13 protein-coding genes are annotated in these 18,591 nt (G+C 68.9%); 5 read left to right on the plus strand and 8 right to left on the minus strand.

Features of this window, described 5'->3' with window-relative positions; genetic code table 11:
• Positions 1-123: 123 nt before the first annotated feature.
• On the minus strand, positions 124-3,042 hold the full coding sequence (gene uvrA, locus RUR49_RS08540; RefSeq protein WP_409145938.1) for an excinuclease ABC subunit UvrA: 2,919 nt from the start codon (positions 3,040-3,042) through the stop codon (positions 124-126).
• A gap of 202 nt (positions 3,043-3,244) precedes the next feature.
• On the opposite strand from uvrA, the gene RUR49_RS08545 reads away from it, so the two are divergent.
• The 5 genes from RUR49_RS08545 to RUR49_RS08565 all read left to right on the plus strand — a co-directional run bounded on the left by RUR49_RS08545 (position 3,245) and on the right by RUR49_RS08565 (position 10,017).
• Complete coding sequence (locus RUR49_RS08545; RefSeq protein WP_409145939.1) at positions 3,245-3,907, plus strand: protein-L-isoaspartate O-methyltransferase family protein; 663 nt, start codon at positions 3,245-3,247, stop codon at positions 3,905-3,907.
• 187 nt (positions 3,908-4,094) lie between these two features.
• On the plus strand, positions 4,095-5,534 hold the full coding sequence (locus tag RUR49_RS08550; protein ID WP_409146361.1) for a TolC family outer membrane protein: 1,440 nt from the start codon (positions 4,095-4,097) through the stop codon (positions 5,532-5,534).
• 162 nt (positions 5,535-5,696) lie between these two features.
• A complete protein-coding gene (locus tag RUR49_RS08555) occupies positions 5,697-6,383 on the plus strand; it encodes a PopZ family protein (protein WP_409145940.1) in 687 nt (228 codons plus the stop codon).
• Positions 6,384-6,532: 149 nt separating this feature from the next.
• A complete protein-coding gene (locus tag RUR49_RS08560) occupies positions 6,533-9,259 on the plus strand; it encodes a valine--tRNA ligase (protein ID WP_409145941.1) in 2,727 nt (908 codons plus the stop codon).
• 134 nt (positions 9,260-9,393) lie between these two features.
• On the plus strand, positions 9,394-10,017 hold the full coding sequence (locus RUR49_RS08565; protein WP_409145942.1) for a DUF2155 domain-containing protein: 624 nt from the start codon (positions 9,394-9,396) through the stop codon (positions 10,015-10,017).
• Here the strand turns inward: RUR49_RS08565 and aat are convergent.
• The 7 genes from aat to RUR49_RS08600 form a co-directional block, all read right to left on the minus strand.
• A complete protein-coding gene (gene aat / locus RUR49_RS08570; RefSeq protein ID WP_409145943.1) occupies positions 9,997-10,665 on the minus strand; it encodes a leucyl/phenylalanyl-tRNA--protein transferase in 669 nt (222 codons plus the stop codon). The genes RUR49_RS08565 and aat overlap by 21 nt on opposite strands.
• A gap of 19 nt (positions 10,666-10,684) precedes the next feature.
• Positions 10,685-12,028: an acetyl-CoA carboxylase biotin carboxylase subunit gene (accC, locus tag RUR49_RS08575; protein ID WP_409146362.1), complete on the minus strand. Its 1,344-nt coding sequence runs from the start codon at positions 12,026-12,028 to the stop codon at positions 10,685-10,687.
• 2 nt (positions 12,029-12,030) lie between these two features.
• The gene (gene accB, locus RUR49_RS08580) at positions 12,031-12,480 is read right to left on the minus strand and encodes an acetyl-CoA carboxylase biotin carboxyl carrier protein (RefSeq protein ID WP_409145944.1); all 450 of its coding nucleotides are present in this window, start codon (positions 12,478-12,480) and stop codon (positions 12,031-12,033) included.
• Positions 12,481-12,505: 25 nt separating this feature from the next.
• Positions 12,506-12,946 (minus strand): type II 3-dehydroquinate dehydratase, encoded by a 441-nt coding sequence (gene aroQ / locus RUR49_RS08585; RefSeq protein ID WP_409145945.1) that lies wholly within the window; start codon positions 12,944-12,946, stop codon positions 12,506-12,508.
• 104 nt (positions 12,947-13,050) lie between these two features.
• The gene (locus RUR49_RS08590) at positions 13,051-13,827 is read right to left on the minus strand and encodes a DsbA family protein (RefSeq protein WP_409145946.1); all 777 of its coding nucleotides are present in this window, start codon (positions 13,825-13,827) and stop codon (positions 13,051-13,053) included.
• A gap of 66 nt (positions 13,828-13,893) precedes the next feature.
• Positions 13,894-15,267, minus strand: coding sequence for a M48 family metalloprotease (locus tag RUR49_RS08595; RefSeq protein ID WP_409145947.1), 1,374 nt, complete (start codon positions 15,265-15,267; stop codon positions 13,894-13,896).
• 198 nt (positions 15,268-15,465) lie between these two features.
• Entirely contained in the window at positions 15,466-18,135 is a 2,670-nt protein-coding gene (locus RUR49_RS08600; protein WP_409145948.1) for a ribonuclease E/G, read from the minus strand.
• Positions 18,136-18,591: the final 456 nt, after the last annotated feature.

Below are 18,591 nucleotides of genomic sequence, written 5' to 3' on the forward strand. Positions count from 1 at the left end.
CGGCCACATTTGTCGGCAGGCGCCCGAAGGCCGCCAACTCCAGCAATACCCTAAAAAATGATGAAGGGCGGCGCTGTCTGACGGCGCCGCCCCGCTTACGCTGCAGTGCAAAAGAAGTGGGCGCTACTCGGCGGCCACGGCGCCCCGTCGAGGCCGCCTGGTGAGCAACTCGGCGAGGTAGCGTCCGGTGTGGCTGCGCGGCGCGCGGACGATGTCCTCCGGCCGACCGGCCGCGACGATCTCGCCGCCGCCGTCGCCGCCCTCCGGGCCGAGGTCGACCACCCAGTCCGCCGTCTTGATGACCTCGAGATTGTGCTCGATGACGATGACCGTGTTGCCCTGGTCGACGAGCTCGTGCAGCACCTCGAGCAGCTTTGCCACGTCGTGGAAGTGCAGGCCCGTCGTCGGTTCGTCGAGGATGTAGAGCGTCCGGCCGGTCGCCCGCTTCGACAGCTCCTTGGCGAGCTTGACGCGCTGCGCCTCGCCGCCCGACAGCGTCGTCGCCTGCTGGCCGACCTTGATGTAGCCGAGCCCGACGCGCTTCAGAGTCTCGAGCTTGTCGCGCACCGCCGGCACCGCTGCGAAGAACTCGACACCCTCGTCGACCGTCATGTCGAGCACGTCGGCGATCGACTTGCCCTTGAAGGCGACGTCGAGGGTCTCGCGGTTGTAGCGGCGGCCCTTGCAGACGTCGCAGGTGACGTAGACGTCCGGCAGGAAGTGCATCTCGATCTTGATGACGCCGTCGCCCTGGCACGCCTCGCAACGCCCGCCCTTGACGTTGAAGGAGAAGCGGCCCGGCTCGTAGCCCCGCGCCTTCGCCTCCGGCAGGCCGGAGAACCAGTCGCGGATCGGCGTGAAGGCGCCGGTGTAGGTGGCCGGGTTGGAGCGCGGCGTGCGGCCGATCGGCGACTGGTCGATGTCGATGACCTTGTCGAGGTACTCGAAGCCCTCGATGCGGTCGTGCGGGGCGGGGGCCTCGCGGGCGCCGTTGAGGCGCCGGGCGGCAGCGCGGAACACCGTGTCGATCAGGAGGGTCGACTTGCCGCCGCCGGAAACACCGGTGACGCAGGTGAAGGTGCCGAGCGGGATCTCCGCGTCGACCTTCTTCAGATTGTTGCCGCGAGCCCCGAAGATCCGCAGCGACCGCCCCTTCTTCAGCGCCCGCCGCTTCGCCGGCACCGGAACGTCGAGCTCGCCGGTGAGATAGCGGCCCGTGAGGGAGGCCGGGTCGGCCATCACCTCGGCCGGCGTACCGGCGGAGACGATGCGGCCGCCGTGGACGCCGGCACCGGGTCCGACGTCGACGACATAGTCGGCGGCGAGGATGGCGTCCTCGTCGTGCTCGACGACGATGACCGTGTTGCCGAGGTCGCGCAGGCGCTTCAGCGTCTCGATGAGGCGGGCATTGTCGCGCTGGTGCAGGCCGATCGACGGCTCGTCGAGAACATAGAGGACGCCGGTCAGGCCCGAGCCGATCTGTGAGGCGAGGCGGATGCGCTGGCTTTCGCCGCCCGACAGCGTGCCGGAGCCGCGCCCGAGCGTCAGGTAGTCGAGGCCGACGTCGACGAGGAAGACCAGGCGCTCCCTGATCTCCTTCAGGATGCGGCCGGCGATCTCCATCTGCTTCGGGGTGAGCCGGTCGGGAAGCGCGTCGAACCACTCGTGCGCGGCGCGGATCGAAAGCACGCCGGCCTCGCCGATGTGGTGGCCGGCGACCTTGACCGCGAGCGATTCTGGTTTCAGCCGGAAGCCGTTGCAGGCCTCGCAGGGATGGTCGGACTGGTAGCGCGACAGCTCCTCGCGCACCCACTGCGATTCGGTCTCGTGCCAGCGGCGCTGGATGTTGCCGATCACGCCCTCGAACGGCTTGCGCGTCTCGTAGGCCTTCAGCCCGTCGTCATAGACGAAGGTGATCGGCTGGCCCTTCGAGCCATAGAGGATGGCGTCGCGCACGGTCTCCGGCAACTCGCGCCAGGGCGTCGCCATCGACACCTTGAAGTGTCGGCAGATCGCCTGCAGCGCCTGGGCGTAGTAGGGGGAGGTATTGCCGGTGCGCGCCCACGGCAGCACGGCTCCGTCGGAGAGCGACAGCGACGCGTCCGGCACGACGAGGTCCGGCTCGAACTCGAGGGTGGTGCCGAGGCCGTCGCATTTCGGGCAGGCGCCGTGCGGGCTGTTGAAGGAGAACAGCCGCGGCTCGATCTCGGCGATGGTGAAGCCGGAGACCGGGCAGGCGAACTTCTCGGAGAACAGGATGCGCTGCGGCTCGCCGTCGGCGCCCTTGGCGTCGGCCATCTCGGCGACGGCAATGCCGTCGGCGAGCCTGAGCGCCGTCTCCAGGCTGTCGGCGAGACGGCCGGCGATGTCGGGACGGACCACCAGGCGATCCACGACCACGTCGATGTCGTGCTTGAGCTTCTTGTCGAGGGCCGGCGTCTCGTCGATCTCGTGGTAGGCGCCATCGACCTTGACGCGCTGGAAGCCCTTCTTCTGAAGGTCGGCGAGTTCCTTGCGGTACTCGCCCTTGCGGCCGCGGACGATCGGGGCGAGCAAATAGAGCCGCGTGCCCTCAGGCAGCGCCAGAACCTTGTCGACCATCTGCGAGACGGTCTGGCTCTCGATCGGCAGCCCGGTTGCCGGTGAATGCGGTACGCCGACGCGTGCCCACAGCAGGCGCATGTAGTCGTAGATCTCGGTGACGGTGCCGACGGTCGAGCGGGGATTGCGCGAGGTCGTCTTCTGCTCGATCGAGATCGCTGGCGACAGGCCCTCGATCTGATCGACGTCGGGCTTCTGCATCATCTCGAGGAACTGGCGCGCGTAGGCCGACAGGCTCTCGACGTAGCGGCGCTGGCCCTCGGCATAGATGGTGTCGAAGGCGAGCGAGGATTTGCCCGAGCCCGACAGGCCGGTGAACACGACCAGCGCGTCGCGGGGCACGTCGAGGTCGACGTTCTTCAGATTGTGCTCGCGCGCCCCCCGGATGGAGATGCGTTTTCCAGCGGTGGCGGCGGCGGACGAGCCGTGCGGATCGGCCATGCGGAGCGGTCCTGTAGACGAGTGGGAGGCGGATCGCCCTCAGCAGGGCCGGTCAGCGGTCCGTAAAGGTAAGCGACGAACGGAACAAAGCAAGCACCCCCGCCGCGGCGACGTCGCCGCTTGCGCGTCGCGGCGGTGGCCGATATTCGGTCGGTCAGGCTTGGGCAGGACTTCGAGCACGACCGGCAACGGGGACGAGAGCATGGCCGACTATGCGGACGCGCGGCGCAAGATGGTCGACTGCCAGTTGCGCACCAACGACGTGACCGATCACGAGCTGCTGAAGGCGATGGGCGCCGTGCCGCGCGAATCGTTCGTGCCGGCGTCACGGGCGGCGCTCGCCTACATCGACGACGACCTGCCGGTCGAATCGAGCGACGGCCGCCGCTTCCTGATGCGTCCCGCGACCTTCGGGAAGCTGGTGCAGCTCGCCGAGATCGGCCCCGACGACGTCGTGCTGCTGATCGGCGGGGCGAGCGGCTACGAGGCGGCGGTGCTCGCTCGTCTCGCTGGTTCCGTCGTGATGCTGGAATGTGATCCCGATCTCGCAAGGACCGCGGCCGACCGGCTGGCGCGTCTTCAGGTGGACAGCGCGGCCGTGGTCGTGGGGCCGCTCGAGAAGGGATGGCCGGCGGAGGCGCCCTATGACGCCATCATCGTCGCGGGTGCGACGCAGACCAGTGCCGCCGGCCTCACCGACCAGCTGCGCGACGGGGGCAGGCTCGCCGTTGTCGAGGGTCTCGGAGGGGCCGCTACAGCGCGGCTCTATGTGCGCTCTGCCACCGGAGCAGGCGGACGCTTTGCCTTCAACGCCGCGGCCAAGCCGCTGCCCGGTTTCGAGCCGGCGCCGACCTTCGTCTTCTGATCTGGTGGTGCCGTCTGCCCGCCTGTTGCATTCGCGCCGCAGGTCGCCTCCCGGCGTCGCGGAGAGCCACTCCGCGTCTTTGTCCAAGGCCTGAACCAGCCTATAGGTTAAGGCCGCGTAAACGGCCCGGACGCCGCACGGCCGTCGCGCTGCACGTCGTCCGGAGCGGAGAATCGAGGAGTTGGCTGTGGTTCTCGAAGCCGTTCGTTCGACAGATCTGAAACGCTCGCACCGGCGCAGTGGTTTCCTGCTCGCTGCCGTGTTCTCGATGGCGATCGCGCCCGTCGGCGCCTCCGCGCAGACCCTCACCGATGCGCTCGCTGCCGCCTACATGAACAATCCGTCGCTCAACGCCGCCCGGGCCCAGCTGCGGGCTGTCGACGAAGGCGTTCCCCAGGCGCTGTCGAACTACCGGCCGCAGATCAACGGCACGGTGTCGGCGGGCGCGGTCGGCACCAACAGCCGGCTCGTCACCTCCAAGACCCGGACCCAGAGCAGGGGAGGCACGGGCACCTATCCGGTTTCGATCGGCATCAACCTGGTGCAGCCGATCTTCCGTGGCTTCCAGACGCAGAACTCTGTCCGGTCGGCGGAGTCGTCCGTGCTTGCCGAGCGCGAGGTCCTCCGCGATTCCGAGCAGGGCATCATGCTCGACGCGGTGACCGCCTTCGTCGACGTCATCCAGAACCTCGCGCTGGTCCGGCTGCAGGAAGCGAACCTGAAGTTCCTGTCGGAGCAGGTGAAGGCCTCGCAGGACCGCTTCCAGGTCGGCGAGGGCACCCAGACCGACGTCGCCCAGGCACAGGCCAGCGAGGCCCAGGCGGAAGCCGACCTCGCGTCCGCCCGCGCCGACGTGCAGACCGCGCGCGCCCAGTTCCGCGCCATCACCGGCCTCGAGGCGAAGAGGCTCGTCCTCCAGCCCGTCGGCGACAAGGTCCGGCCGAAGGCGCTCGACGCGGCGCTGACGCTGGCCCAGAAGGAACATCCGGCGATCCTCGCGACCGTGCACAACGTCGACGTGGCGATCTTCAACGTGAAGGCGCTGGAGGGCCAGACGCTGCCGCAGGTCGACCTGCAGGCCGGGCTGAACCGTGACTACACCTATGGCGGCGTTTCCGTGGGATCGCCGCGCTACACCGACACCGCCTCCGTCCAGCTCAACATGACGGTGCCGATCTACCAGGGCGGCCTCGTCTCCTCACAGGTGCGCCAGGCCAAGGAAGACCTCGGTGGCGCCCGCATCCAGGTCGACCTCAACCGCGACAACGTGCGCTCGCAGGTCGTCTCCGCCTGGTATCAGCTCGATGCGGCGGAGGCTGCGATCAATTCGGCCCGCACCGCCGTTGTCGCCAACCAGCTCGCCGTCAACGGTGTCGTCGAGGAACAGCGGGTCGGCCAGGCCACTACCCTCGACGTCCTGCAGCAGCAGAGCCTGTTGATCGACGCCCAGACGACGCTGGTCTTCGCCGAGCGCAACAAGGTGGTGGCTCTCTACGCCCTCATCCAGGCTGTCGGCCGCCTCAACGCCGAGGCGCTGAAGCTGCCGGTACCGATCTACAAGCCGCGCCAGCACTATGAAGCGGTGCGCGACCAGTGGTACGGCCTGCGCACGCCGGACGGCCGCTGAGGCTTGCTTCCATCCACAGTCTAGAGGGCGCCGCCGCGTCGACGGCGGTGCCCGTTTCGACATGCCGAATTCCCGTCGAAGCCCGGCACCGGTACCATCCCTCGGGAACGTGCGATTCGAGGGGAGTGGCGGCAACGCCGATTTTTGCGCGGAGGGGGAACGATGCCGGCTGCGAGCGCCATGCGTGACCAGACGATGGACGAGATCCTGGCCTCTATCCACCGCATGATCGCCGATGGCGGCGCGGCGGGACCTGCGACGCCGGATTTCGCTTCTCCCTCGTCCGCAGCCGCCCCGGTGACCTCTGCCGCCGGCGATCCGAACGACGCGAGCGACACGGAAGACTGGATGGCGGCTCAGGTCGCGGCCGTCCTCGGTGAGACGGTTCGGACCGCCGTCGCGGCTGCTGCCGTGACACCCGAGCCGGAGCCGCTCGAGCGGCGGGTCGGTCGCCGGTTCGTTGACGGGCTCGCCGCCGGGCCCGAGGATGTCGCTCTCATCGCGACGGAGCAGAAGGTGGAGACGAGGATGTCGGAACAGCAGCGCGCCACGGTCTCGGCGGTACGCCCGGAGGCGGCTCCGCGCGGATCGGCGGAGGCCTCCGCCCGCCCCTCCGCCGACAGCCGGGAGGAGGACAAGCTGTTGTCGGATCAGGCGAACGGCTCCGTCGGTGCGTCCTTCGAGACGCTGTCGCGCACCATCCTCTCGCAGAACCCGCGCACGCTCGAGGATCTCGTCCGCGACCTGCTCAGGCCGATGCTGCGGACCTGGCTCGACCAGAACCTGCCGCGCATGGTGGAGCGCATGGTCAAGCAGGAGATCGACCGGATTTCGCGCGGAGAGCGCTGAGCGTCCCCGACTGCGCCGGATTCAGCCACGCCGCGCCAATGCCGGGCACCCGTGATCGTGACGGCCGACGGCGCGGCCGCGGCGGTTGACTCGCGCCATCCGTTGCGGGCACTTGCACCGCCTGACGCACGCTAGATCAAGAATTCGAGATGCTTGACAAGACCTACGACGCGGCCGCGATCGAGCCGCGCATTTCCACGCTATGGGACGACAATAACGCCTTCGCCGCCGGAGCCGGCGCGAAGCCGGGCGCGAAGCCGTTCACGATCGTCATCCCGCCGCCGAACGTCACCGGCTCCCTGCACATGGGCCATGCGCTCAACAATACCCTGCAGGACGTGCTGTGCCGGTTCGAGCGGATGCGCGGGCGCGACGTGCTGTGGCAGCCGGGCATGGACCACGCCGGCATCGCCACGCAGATGGTGGTGGAGCGTCAGCTCGCCGAGAGTGGCGAGACCCGGCGCGGCCTCGGGCGCGAGGCGTTCGTCCGTCGCGTCTGGGCCTGGAAGGAGCAGTCGGGCGGATCGATCCAGAACCAGCTGAAGCGCCTCGGCGCCTCCTGCGACTGGAGCCGCGAGCGCTTCACCATGGACGAGGGCCTGTCGAAGGCTGTCCTCGAGGTCTTCGTCACCCTCTACGAGCAGGGGCTGATCTATCGCGACAAGCGCCTCGTCAACTGGGATCCGAAGTTCCAGACGGCGATCTCCGACCTCGAGGTCATCCCGGTCGAGGTGAAGGGCAAGCTCTGGCACTTCCGCTATCCGATCGAGGGGCGGACGTTCTCGGCCGAAGATCCGTCGAGCTTCGTCGTCGTCGCGACGACGCGGCCGGAGACGATGCTGGGTGACACGGCCGTCGCCGTGCACCCCGAGGACGAGCGCTATTCGGCGCTGGTGGAGGGCCGGGCGCACGTCGTTCTGCCGCTCGTCGGCCGTCCTATCCCGATCGTCGCCGACGAGTATTCCGATCCCGAGAAGGGCACCGGCGCGGTGAAGATCACGCCGGCGCACGACTTCAACGACTTCGAGGTCGGCCGACGGCACAGCCTGCCGCTGATCTCGGTGCTCGACGCCGAGGCGCGGATGGCGCTCGACGGCAACGAGGCGTTCCTCGCCGGACTGCCGGTCTCGAGCGACCTCACCGAGGCGCTCGCCCTGCACGGCGTCGACCGCTTCAAGGCGCGCGCCGCGATCGTCGAGATGATGGAGGCGCGGGGCCTCCTCGAGAAGATTGAGGACCACACCCACGCCGTGCCGCACGGCGACCGCTCGAACGTCGTCATCGAGCCGTTCCTGACCGACCAGTGGTACGTCGACGCCAAGACGCTGGCGAAGCCGGCGATCGATGCGGTGCGCGCCGACCGCACCGTTTTCGTGCCGAAGAACTGGGAGAAGACCTACTTCGAGTGGATGGAGAACATCCAGCCGTGGTGCGTCTCCCGGCAGCTCTGGTGGGGTCACCAGATCCCGGCGTGGTACGCCGCGGACGGCAGCTGCTTCGTTGCCCGCAGCGAGGCCGAGGCGCTCGCTCAGGCCGAGAAGAAGTTCGGCCAGCCGACGCCACTGACGCGCGACGAGGACGTCCTCGACACCTGGTTCTCCTCGGCGTTGTGGCCGTTCTCGACCCTCGGCTGGCCCGACGAGACGCCGGAACTCGCCCGCTACTATCCGACCTCGGTGCTCGTCACCGGCTTCGACATCATCTTCTTCTGGGTTGCCCGCATGATGATGGCGGGGCTGCACTTCATGAAGGAAGTGCCGTTCGACACCGTCTACATCCACGCCCTCGTCCGCGACGAGAAGGGCGCAAAGATGTCGAAGTCGAAGGGCAACGTCATCGACCCGCTCGACCTGATGTCGGAATACGGCGCCGACGCGCTGCGCTTCACGCTCGCCGCGATGGCCGCGCAGGGGCGCGACATCAAGCTGTCGACGGCACGGGTGTCGGGCTACCGCTCGTTTGCCACGAAGCTCTGGAATGCGGCGCGCTTCGCCGAGATGAACGGCTGCGTCCGCGTCGACGGCTTCGACCCGTCGACGGCGAAGACGACGCTGGCGCGCTGGATCGTCGCCGAGACCGGCAAGGCGACGGCCGAGGTGACGGCGGCGCTCGAGGCGTTCCGGTTCAACGACGCCGCCGGTGCCGTCTACCGTTTCACCTGGAACACCTTCTGCGACTGGTTCGTCGAGCTCGCCAAGCCGACGCTGCTCGGCGCCGACGGGGCCGAGAAGGACGAGATCCGGGCTGTCACCGCCTGGGCGCTCGACCAGATCTTCGCGGTGCTGCATCCGTTCATGCCCTTCGTCACCGAGGAGCTGTGGATGCGCACCGGCGAGGCGGGCCCGTTGCGTGATCATGGCCTTCTCGCCCACGCGCCATGGCCGGCCGTCACCGGCGGTGACGATGCGGCGGCCGCCGAGGTGAACTGGCTGATCGACCTGATCAGCGCCATCCGCTCCGTGCGCGTCGAGACCAACGTGCCGGGCGCGGCGATGGTGCCCCTCGTCGTCGTCGGGGCCGACGCCGAGACGCGCCGGCGGCTCGCCGCGAACGACGCTGAGATCAAGCGCCTGGCACGCATCGAGGCGATCGAACTGGCTGAGGCGGCGCCGCCGCAGTCGGCGCAGATCGTCATCGGCGCGACCGTTGCCTGCCTGCCGCTCGCCGGCATCATCGACCTCGCGGCGGAGCGGACGCGGCTCGAGAAGGAACTCGCCAAGATAGACAGCGACGTGGCGCGCATCGATGCCAAGCTCTCGAAGCCCGACTTCATCGCACGCGCCCCCGAGGAAGTCGTCGAGGGCGAACGCGAGAAGCGGGAAGAGGCCCTGCAGCGCCGCGCCAAGGTGGTCGAGGCTCTCGACCGTCTCACCTGAGCGATGGTGGGGCGGTGGGCACCGGATTCCGGGCGCGTCCGGCCGATGCGCCTTTTCTCTGCCGGGTCGCAGTGCTAAAGCGGCGCCGAGGGGAGGCCAGATCGGCCGCCCCGGCGTTCCACCGACGGGTTTCGATGGCAAGTCTCAGCGCGGCAGGGCGGTTCGCCGGTGTTCTCTTGGCGGCCGCGGGTGCCCTGAGCCCGGCGGCGGCCCAGGTCGTCGAAATTCCGCCCGAGCCGGAGGCCGCCGCGCCGGCGCCTCCGCGCGACACCAAGCTCTCGAACGCGGTCGCGGTGTTCGCCGGTCTCGACAAGATCACCGGCCGAATCATCGCCTTCGACGTCTACATCGACGAGACGGTGCAGTTCGGCGCCCTGCGCGTGACGCCGCGCGTCTGCTACTCGCGACCCTCCTCGGAGACGCCTCAGACGGACGGCTTCGTCGAGGTCGACGAGATCACGCTCGACAACCGCATCCAGCGCATCTTCACCGGCTGGATGTTCGCTGCGAGCCCCGGGCTCAACGCCGTCGATCACGCGATCTACGATGTCTGGCTGACCGACTGCCGCGCCTCGTCCGACGTGGCGCCGCCGGAAGGCTTCGACATGTCGCGCTTCTCGGAAGACGAGGTGGAACTGATCGAGCGGCCGCCCGGCTGGTTCCCGCTGCCGCTGCCGAAGCCGCTGATCATTCCGCCGAGCACCGACGCGCCGGTGGCCGATTCGCCAGGCCCGGATTCAGACGCTCCCGAGGATTGAGAGCGCCTCGTTGCCGGTGAGCGTGCGCGGTGCGCGCGTGAAGTCGCCGAAGCCGTCGAGAGCAACGTCCAGCATGCGCTGATAGTCGCGCCGCCCGATCTCGAGCGCGCCGAAGCGGGCGAGGTGGTCGGTGACGAACTGGGTGTCGAGCAGCGTGAAGCCGCCGGCGACGAGCCGGGCCACGAGATGCACCAGCGCCACCTTCGATGCGTCGCGCTCGCGGCTGAACATGCTCTCGCCGAAGAAGGCCTTGCCCAGCCGCACGCCGTAGAGACCGCCGACGAGGCGGCCGTCTCGCCACGCCTCGATCGAGTGGCCGTGGCCGATGGCGTGCAGGTCGCCGTAGAGGCGGCGGATGCGGGTGTTGATCCAGGTCTTCCGCCGGCCCGGCACGGGCGCCGCGCATCCTTCCATGACGCCGGCGAAGTCGTGGTCGACGCGGATCTCGAACCGGTCGGAGCGCACGGTTCGCGCCAGCCGCTGCGGGATGTGGAAGCGGTCGAGCGGAATGATGCCGCGCCGGTCCGGCTCGATCCAGTAGAGCCCCGGATCGTCGGCCGATTCGGCCATCGGGAAGATGCCGCAGGCATAGGCCTTCAGCAGCACCTGCGGCGTGATCTCGAGGACGACGTCGTTCTTGCCGGTCATCGCCTTCCGCCGTGGCCCGTCAATCGTGAGAGCCGAGCCAGTTCTCCAGCCAGTGAATGTCGTATACGCCGTTGGCGATGTCCGGATCGTCGACGAGGGCCCTGAACAGTGGGATCGTCGAGCGAATGCCGTCGACGACGAACTCGTCGAGGCAGCGCCTGAGCCGCATCATGCACTCGACGCGGTTGCGGCCGTGTACGATCAGCTTGCCGATCAGGCTGTCATAGTAGGGCGGGATCACATAGCCCTGATAGACGCCGGAATCGACGCGCACCCCGAGGCCGCCGGGCGGATGGAAGTAGGAGATCCGGCCGGGGGAGGGGGCGAAGGTACGCGGGTCCTCGGCGTTGATGCGGCACTCGATGGCGTGGCCGTTGAAGGTGATGTCGGACTGGCGCATCGACAGCGGCGAGCCGGAGGCGACGCGGATCTGCTCGTTGACGATGTCGATGCCGGTGATCATCTCCGTGACCGGGTGCTCGACCTGCAGCCGCGTGTTCATCTCGATGAAGTAGAACTCGCCGTCCTCGTAGAGGAACTCGACCGTGCCGGCGCCGGAATAGCGCAGCTTGCGCATGGCGGCTGCCACCGTCTCGCCGATCTCCTGTCGCTGGCTCTCGTTGAGAGCCGGCGACAATGCCTCTTCCCAGACCTTCTGGTGGCGACGCTGCAAAGAGCAGTCGCGTTCGCCGAGGTGGACGGCGTTGCCGTTGCCGTCGCCGAGGACCTGGATTTCGATGTGGCGGGGCTTGGCGAGGTACTTCTCGATGTAGACGGCGTCGTCGCCGAACGCGGCCTTCGCTTCGGAGCGGGCCGTGCCCAGGGCGACCTCGAGGTCTTCGGGCGTGTGCGCCACCTTCATGCCGCGGCCGCCGCCGCCGGCCGAGGCCTTGATCAGCACTGGATAGCCGATGTCGGCGGCGATGCGGCGTGCCTCGACCTCGGACGTGACCGCACCGTCGGAGCCGGGAACGACCGGGATGCCGAGCTGCATCGCCGTGCGCTTCGCCTCGATCTTGTCGCCCATGATGCGGATGTGTTCGGGCGAGGGACCGATGAAGGCGACGCCGTGGGCCGCGAGGATGTCGGCGAAGCGGGCGTTCTCCGACAGGAAGCCGTAGCCCGGGTGGACCGCGTCGGCGCCGGTGATCTCGCACGCCGCCAGCAGGGAGGGGATGTTGAGGTAGCTGTCGCGGGCGGGCGGCGGGCCGATGCAGACGCTCTCGTCGGCAAGGCGCACGTGCATGGCGTCGGCATCGGCCGTGGAGTGGACCGCCACGGTGGCGATGCCGAGCTCCTTGCAGGCGCGCAGGACGCGAAGCGCGATCTCGCCCCGATTGGCGATGAGGATCTTCGAGAACATCGTCATTCGAGGATGACCAGCGGCTCGCCGTATTCCACGGGCTGGCCGTCCTCGACGAGGATCGCGGTCACCGTGCCGGCCCGCGGGGCCGGGATCTGGTTCATGGTCTTCATCGCCTCGACGATGAGCAGGGTCTGGCCGGCGGCGACACGGTCGCCGACCTCGACGAAGGGCTTCGCCGTCGGCTCGGGGCCGCGATAGGCGGTGCCGACCATCGGCGACTTGACCGCGCCGGGGTGATGGTGCGCGTCGACCTCGACGGGGGCGAGTGCCACGGGCGCTGCGGTGGCGACGGGAACGGTCACCGCCGCGGAGGCCGCCGGCGCGGCACGGGAAACGCGGATGCGCAGGTTCGGCTGCTCGACTTCGATCTCGGTGAGCTCGGTCTCCTTCAGGAGGTCCGCGAGCTCGCGAATGAGGGCCGAATCGATGGTTGGCTTGGCGTTGGACATGGATCTCTCTGTCAGTCGGCGCTGGTCAGCCGGCGAGAATGCCGGCGAGCGCTTCCAGCGCGAGCACGTAGCTGCGGGGACCGAACCCGCAAATCACGCCCGTCGCAGCCGGTGCGAGGTAAGAATGGTGACGAAAGCTTTCGCGAGCGTGCACATTTGAAAGATGCAACTCGACGGTCGGCAGCGCCACGGCGCGGATCGCGTCATGGAGAGCGATCGACGTGTGGGTATAGGCGCCCGCGTTGATCGCGATGCCCCGCGCCGTCGTGCGGGCGGCATGGATGAAGTCGACCAGCTCGCCCTCGTGGTTCGACTGCCGGAAGTCCACCTCGAGGTCGAGTCGCTCGCCGGTGAGGCGGCAGAGCTCCTCGATGTCGGCAAGCGTTGCGCTGCCGTAGATGCCCGGCTCACGCAAGCCGAGCAGGTTGAGGTTGGGGCCGTTGAGGACGAGGACCGGTATAGCCATCCGAAGCCGCGCTTGTTGTCTGGGCAGAACGCGAGGCGCGGCCCGGTGGGCCGCCCTCGGGTGCGCCGCTTATAGGGGCTTGCGGACGTCGTGTGAACGACCGATCAGCAACTGGTCGTCCCGGAGCATGCGTCCTCCACATCGGCAGCGAGGGTGTCGTAGCCGACAGCGCCGACGAGGACCTTGTCGCCGATGACGTAGGACGGCGTGCCGTTGATGCCGAGTGCATTGGCGAGGCCGTAGACCTCCTCGATGGTCTCGGAGACGATCGGGCCGGCCATCACCTCGGAGATCTTGTCGAGCGGCAGGCCGAGCTTCTCGACGACGTCGAGGGCCGCGGCGCGGTCGATCGGGCCCTCGTGGCTGAGAAGCGCGATGTGGAAGTCGAGATAGCGCTCGGGGGCGACCTCGTTGACGGCGATCGCGACCTGTGCCGCCTCCGTGGAACCGCGGCCGAGCACCGGGAACTCCTTCAGGACGACGCGCAAGTCGGGGTGTTCCTTCAGGAGGCGCACGAGGTCACCCATCGCGCGCTTGCAGTAGCCGCAGTTGTAATCGAAGAACTCGACGAGGGTGACGTCGCCGTCGACGTTGCCGAGAACGACCTGACGGGTCGAATTGAAGATGATGTCGCGCTGCTCGGTGATCGCGGCGACACGCTGCGCCTCCTGCTCGGCAGCCTGCTTGCGCTCGAGCGCAGCGAAGGCCTCCTGCAGGATCTCCGGGTTGGCCAGCAGATATTCGCGCACGATGGTCTCGACACCCGCGCGGTCGAGAGGCGCGGGCGTATCGGCGGTCTGCGAGGCCGCGGGTCCGGCGAGAGAGAGTGCCGCGCCGGCGGCCAGGACGATGGCGCCGACGGCGGCCATGAATGCGCGCATGATGAAGTCTTCCGTCGGTCCAAAATGAAATGCAGAGACCGGGGACCGTGCCGGCTCTGCGCGAGATCAGGGCTTGGGCGGCTTATACGACACGATGTCGTCGGCTTGAAGCCAGGCGGGGGAGCCGGGCTTCAACTTCGTCTGGGCGCGCGCGGCGTAGCGGCGGGCGGCATCGACATTGCCCTCCGCCATCAGGCCGCGGGCGGTGGCGAGGTCGGCCATGCCGATCTCGCCGCGCTGGGCATAGGCGGTGGCGAGCTGGCGATAGGAGAAGCCGCCGAGCGTGTCGGTTGCGAGCCCGCGGTTCAGCTGCCCCACGGCCTCGTCAGCGAGCTTCCGGTCGCCGGATGCGACCATCGCCTCGCCGAGCATGGTGCGGATGAGCGGAGCGTTCGGCGCCAGCGACACCGCCTTGCGCAGCGCCGTGACCGCCTCCTTCGGGCGGCCGTTCTCCAGGAGCGTCTGCCCCTTCAGTTCCCAGAAGAAGGCGTTGTTCGGCTGCGCCTTGATCAGCGCGTCGAGCTGGCGCTGGGTGCCCTGCAGGTCTCGCATGCGGTGGGCGAGCACGGCGCGAGCATACTGCGCCGGCAGGCTCTGGTCGGCGGCCGGATAGCGGCGCGCGACCGCGGCGGGCGCCTCCGTGAAGGCGATCAGCTTGGCGCGCACCAGATCATGGCGGGCCTGCAAGGCGGGCGGGTCGACCGCATCGAAAAAGGGGCTCTTGCGGGCTCGCTCCTCCAGCTGCGCGATGCGGTCGCGCGGCATCGGGTGGCTCTGGGCATAGGGGTCGGCGAACCGCGCCGACAGCAACTGCTGATCGGCGAAGCGCTCGAAGACACGAATCATCCCCTTGGCGGACTGCTTCGTTTTCTCGAGATACTTCAGGGCTGCGCGGTCGGCCGACTCCTCCTCGCCGCGCTGGTAGGCGAGGAAGCTGCGCTGGGCGGTCTGCATGCCGGCACCCGCGATGCCGATGCCGGCCTGGCTCATTTCGCCGCTGCCGGTGCCCGCCCCGGCGGCCATGGCGCCGATGCCGAGGATCATGCCGATCGCCGCCATCACCTGCGCCTTGGCCATTGCGTCCCGCATGCGCACCAGGTGGCCGCCGGCGATGTGGCCGGTCTCGTGCGCGAGGACGCCGATCACCTCGTTCGGCGTGTCCGAGGCGGTGATGACCCCGACATTGATGAAGATGCGGCGGCTGTCGACGACGAAGGCGTTGAAGTCACGCTTGTTGATGAGCACGACCTCTGTGGTGCCGCCCGGCAATCCGGCCGCCTTCAGGATCGGCGCGAGATAGTCACGCAACAGGCCCTCGGTCTCGGCGTCGCGCACGAGGGGAATCGAGCCGGATTGTGCGTGCGCCGGTACCGCGATGAGGTTCGCAGCGGCGATGGCCGAAAGCACGGCACCGGCGAAACCGGTCCGGCGAGCCTTCAAGAGGCTGCTACAGGCCGTGCGCCATCGCCGGAAAAGGCGATCTACCCCCATCCGCGCCTCGTCTTCGCACCTCGCTGCGTCGCCGCGAGCACCGAAGAGAGGAAATGCGGCGGTAGCACGGCGTTCCCGCGACAATGCCGGCCCTCCCGGTGGGGGAGAGCCGGCATTGATGCTCGCCGCTCTGACGCTCGTGCCCGCTCAGAAGAACGAGCGCCGCTGCCACCAGCCGGACCGCTTCGGGCGGCCGTCGTCCGGCTCGGGGGCCGGCTGGGCGGCGACGGGCTCGGGGGTGGCAACCGCGGGGGCGCTTTCGGCCGGCTGTGGCGCGGCCGCCTCCACCGGTGCCGCCGGTTCCGGCTGCGCCTCGACACTCTCCGTCTCCGGCGTTTCCGCAGCAGCCGCAACCGGCTCGACCTGGGACGTCGGCTCGGCGGCGGGCGTTTCCGCCTGCTCCGGCTGCGGCTCCGCCGCGGCCGTCTCGTGGACGGTGGTCTCGGAAGCGGTGGCTTCGGCGTCAGTGGTCTCGACGGCGGCCCCGTCGGTGCTCACCGCCTCCTCGGCTGCGCTCTCGTCCTCGGCCCGGCGGCGGCCGCCACGGCGACCACGGCGGCGCCGGCGCTTGTCTTCACCGCTATCGCCCTCGGTGGCGTCAGTGGGGGGCTCCTCGCCGGACGACGACGCCTCGGCGGCACCGGTCTTGCTCGCCTGCGCGTCGGCCTGCGGGGCCTCGGCGTCTGCGGCTGCCTCTGCTGCGGGCTGGGCCCACGGCGACGGTGCGGTGTCGGGAGCGGACGTGCCCTCCGTCATCTCGGGGGCGTCGTTGCCGCCATCCGCCTCATGCTGCTCATCGTGTTCGGCGTGATCGGAACGGTCGCCATTACCATTGCCGTTGCCGTTGCCGTTCTGGTCGCCGCCCCGCCGCCGACGGCGACGGCGGCGGCGACGCGGTGCCTCGCCCTCTGCCGTCGCGGCAGCCTGCCGCGGCTGCGATGGCTGGTGTTGCGGCCGCTCGGGACGGGTCGTCTCGGCGACAGCCTCCTCGACCTGCTCCTCGTCTTCCTCGACGTCGACGTCCTCGTCTTCCGGCTCGATCGAATCGACCTTCACGAAGCTGTCGGCCGGGCGCGTCGGCGCCTGCACCGGGCGCGTCGCCGGCTCGCCCTTCTCGATGGCGTGCAACTGCGTGCCGAGGCTCTCGTCCGCGGCGATGGTGATGGTCACGCCGAAACGCCCCTCGATGTCGGCGAGGTGGCGGCGCTTCTGGTTGAGGATGTAGAGGGCGACGGACGTTCGGCAGCGGACGTGCAGGTTGTTGGCGGCGCTCTTCAAGAGCACGTCCTCGATGACGCGCAGAACGTGCAGGGCGACCGACTCGGTGGAGCGCACGACGCCGGTGCCGAAGCAGTGCGGGCAGACCTGGGTGGAGCTCTCGACGACGCCGGTGCGGATGCGCTGGCGCGACATCTCCATCAGGCCGAAGTGGGAGATGCGGCCGACCTGGATGCGCGCCCGGTCGGTGCGCAGGGCCTCCTTCAGGCGCTTCTCGACGGCGCGGTTGTTGCGCTTCTCCTCCATGTCGATGAAGTCGATGACGATGAGGCCCGCGAGATCGCGCAGCCGAAGCTGGCGCGCCACCTCGTCGGCGGCTTCAAGGTTCGTCTGGAGGGCGGTGTCCTCGATGTTGTGCTCGCGCGTCGACCGGCCGGAGTTGACGTCGACGGAGACCAGCGCCTCGGTCTGGTGCAGCACCAGATAGCCGCCGGACTTCAGCGTCACCTGCGGCGAGAACATCGCGTCGAGCTGCGCCTCGACGCCGAAACGCGTGAAGATCGGCGAGGCTTCCCGGTAGGGCTGGACGTTCTTGGCATGGCTCGGCATGAGCATGCGCATGAAGTCCTTCGCCTCACGGTAGCCGTCGTCGCCGGCGACGATGACTTCGTCGATGTCCTTGTTGTAGAGATCGCGGATCGACCGCTTGATCAGGCTGCCTTCCTCGTAGACGAGCGTCGGCGCTACCGACTGCAACGTCAGCTCGCGGACGCTCTCCCACAGACGCAGCAGGTATTCGAAGTCGCGCTTGACCTCGACCTTGGTGCGATTGGCGCCGGCTGTGCGCAGGATGACGCCCATGCCCTCCGGCACCTCGAGGTCGGTGGCGATCTGCTTCAGGCGCTTGCGGTCGGCAGCCGAGGTGATCTTGCGGCTGATGCCACCGCCACGGGCGGTGTTCGGCATCAGCACGGCATAGCGGCCGGCGAGCGAGAGGTAGGTGGTGAGCGCCGCACCCTTGTTGCCGCGCTCCTCCTTGACGACCTGCACCAGCATGACCTGCCGGCGCTTGATCACTTCCTGAATCTTGTAGGAGCGACGCATCCGCTGCGGGCGCCGCTCGGGCACCTCCTCGAGCGCGTCCTCGGCGCCGACGGATTCGACCGACTCGCTCGTCTCGACGGATTCGACGGTGCCGCCGTCGTCGCTGGTGTCGGCCTCGGAGGTGCGCTCGGCGTGGGTGTCCTCGGCCATGGGGCCGGACTCGGCGGCCTCGGGCATGTCGTGGTGGTCGTCGGCGGCTGACCGCTCGTCTTCCGCTTCCTGCTCGAGGAGCGCCTGACGGTCGGCGAAGGGGATCTGGTAATAGTCGGGGTGGATTTCGCTGAAGGCGAGGAAGCCGTGGCGGTTGCCGCCGTACTCGATGAAGGCGGCCTGCAGCGACGGTTCGACCCGCGTTACCTTCGCTAGATAAATGTTGCCGCGGAGCGGCTTGCGGGTTGCGGATTCGAAATCGAACTCTTCGACGCGGCTACCGCGAACCACGACCACCCGGGTCTCTTCCGGGTGGGTTGCATCGACGAGCATCTTGTTTGCCATGGGGGGAAGTCTCCACGGCCGCGGCCGCTGTGCACGCATGTGAGCGTGCAGCCACGCGGCGGGCCGGCTCTAGGGGCGATCCCGGGACGGGATCCTGGATGGTGTGGGGGCGGGGAGACCGGACGGGGCGCGCGCGTCGCCCACGCGAGCCGGCCAGCGATGGCTGGCAGCTCGGGTGCGTGGAGCGGGCTTGGGCGGCGCGTCATTCGTCCAGTACAAAGCGAGCGTGGCGCTCGTTCTCCCCAGGGGCGCCGTGCACCGAAGGGGTGCCGCGGCAGCTATCGTTGCAGTGCAGGCGAACGGGTTCGCGGCGCACCGTCGGCGGTCCGACGGGATGATCGCTCCGCGACTGACGGCAAGGGGCCGTCGCTGGGAGCGCGGCCCGCTGGTCCGAGATCCTTACCGGAACATTCCGGAAGGAGTGGCTGGCCCGGCGGTCATCCGCGGCGGAGAATG

The sequence above is a fragment of the Pseudoxanthobacter sp. M-2 genome, from assembly GCF_046156265.1.
Classification (GTDB): domain Bacteria; phylum Pseudomonadota; class Alphaproteobacteria; order Rhizobiales; family Segnochrobactraceae; genus CAMDHY01.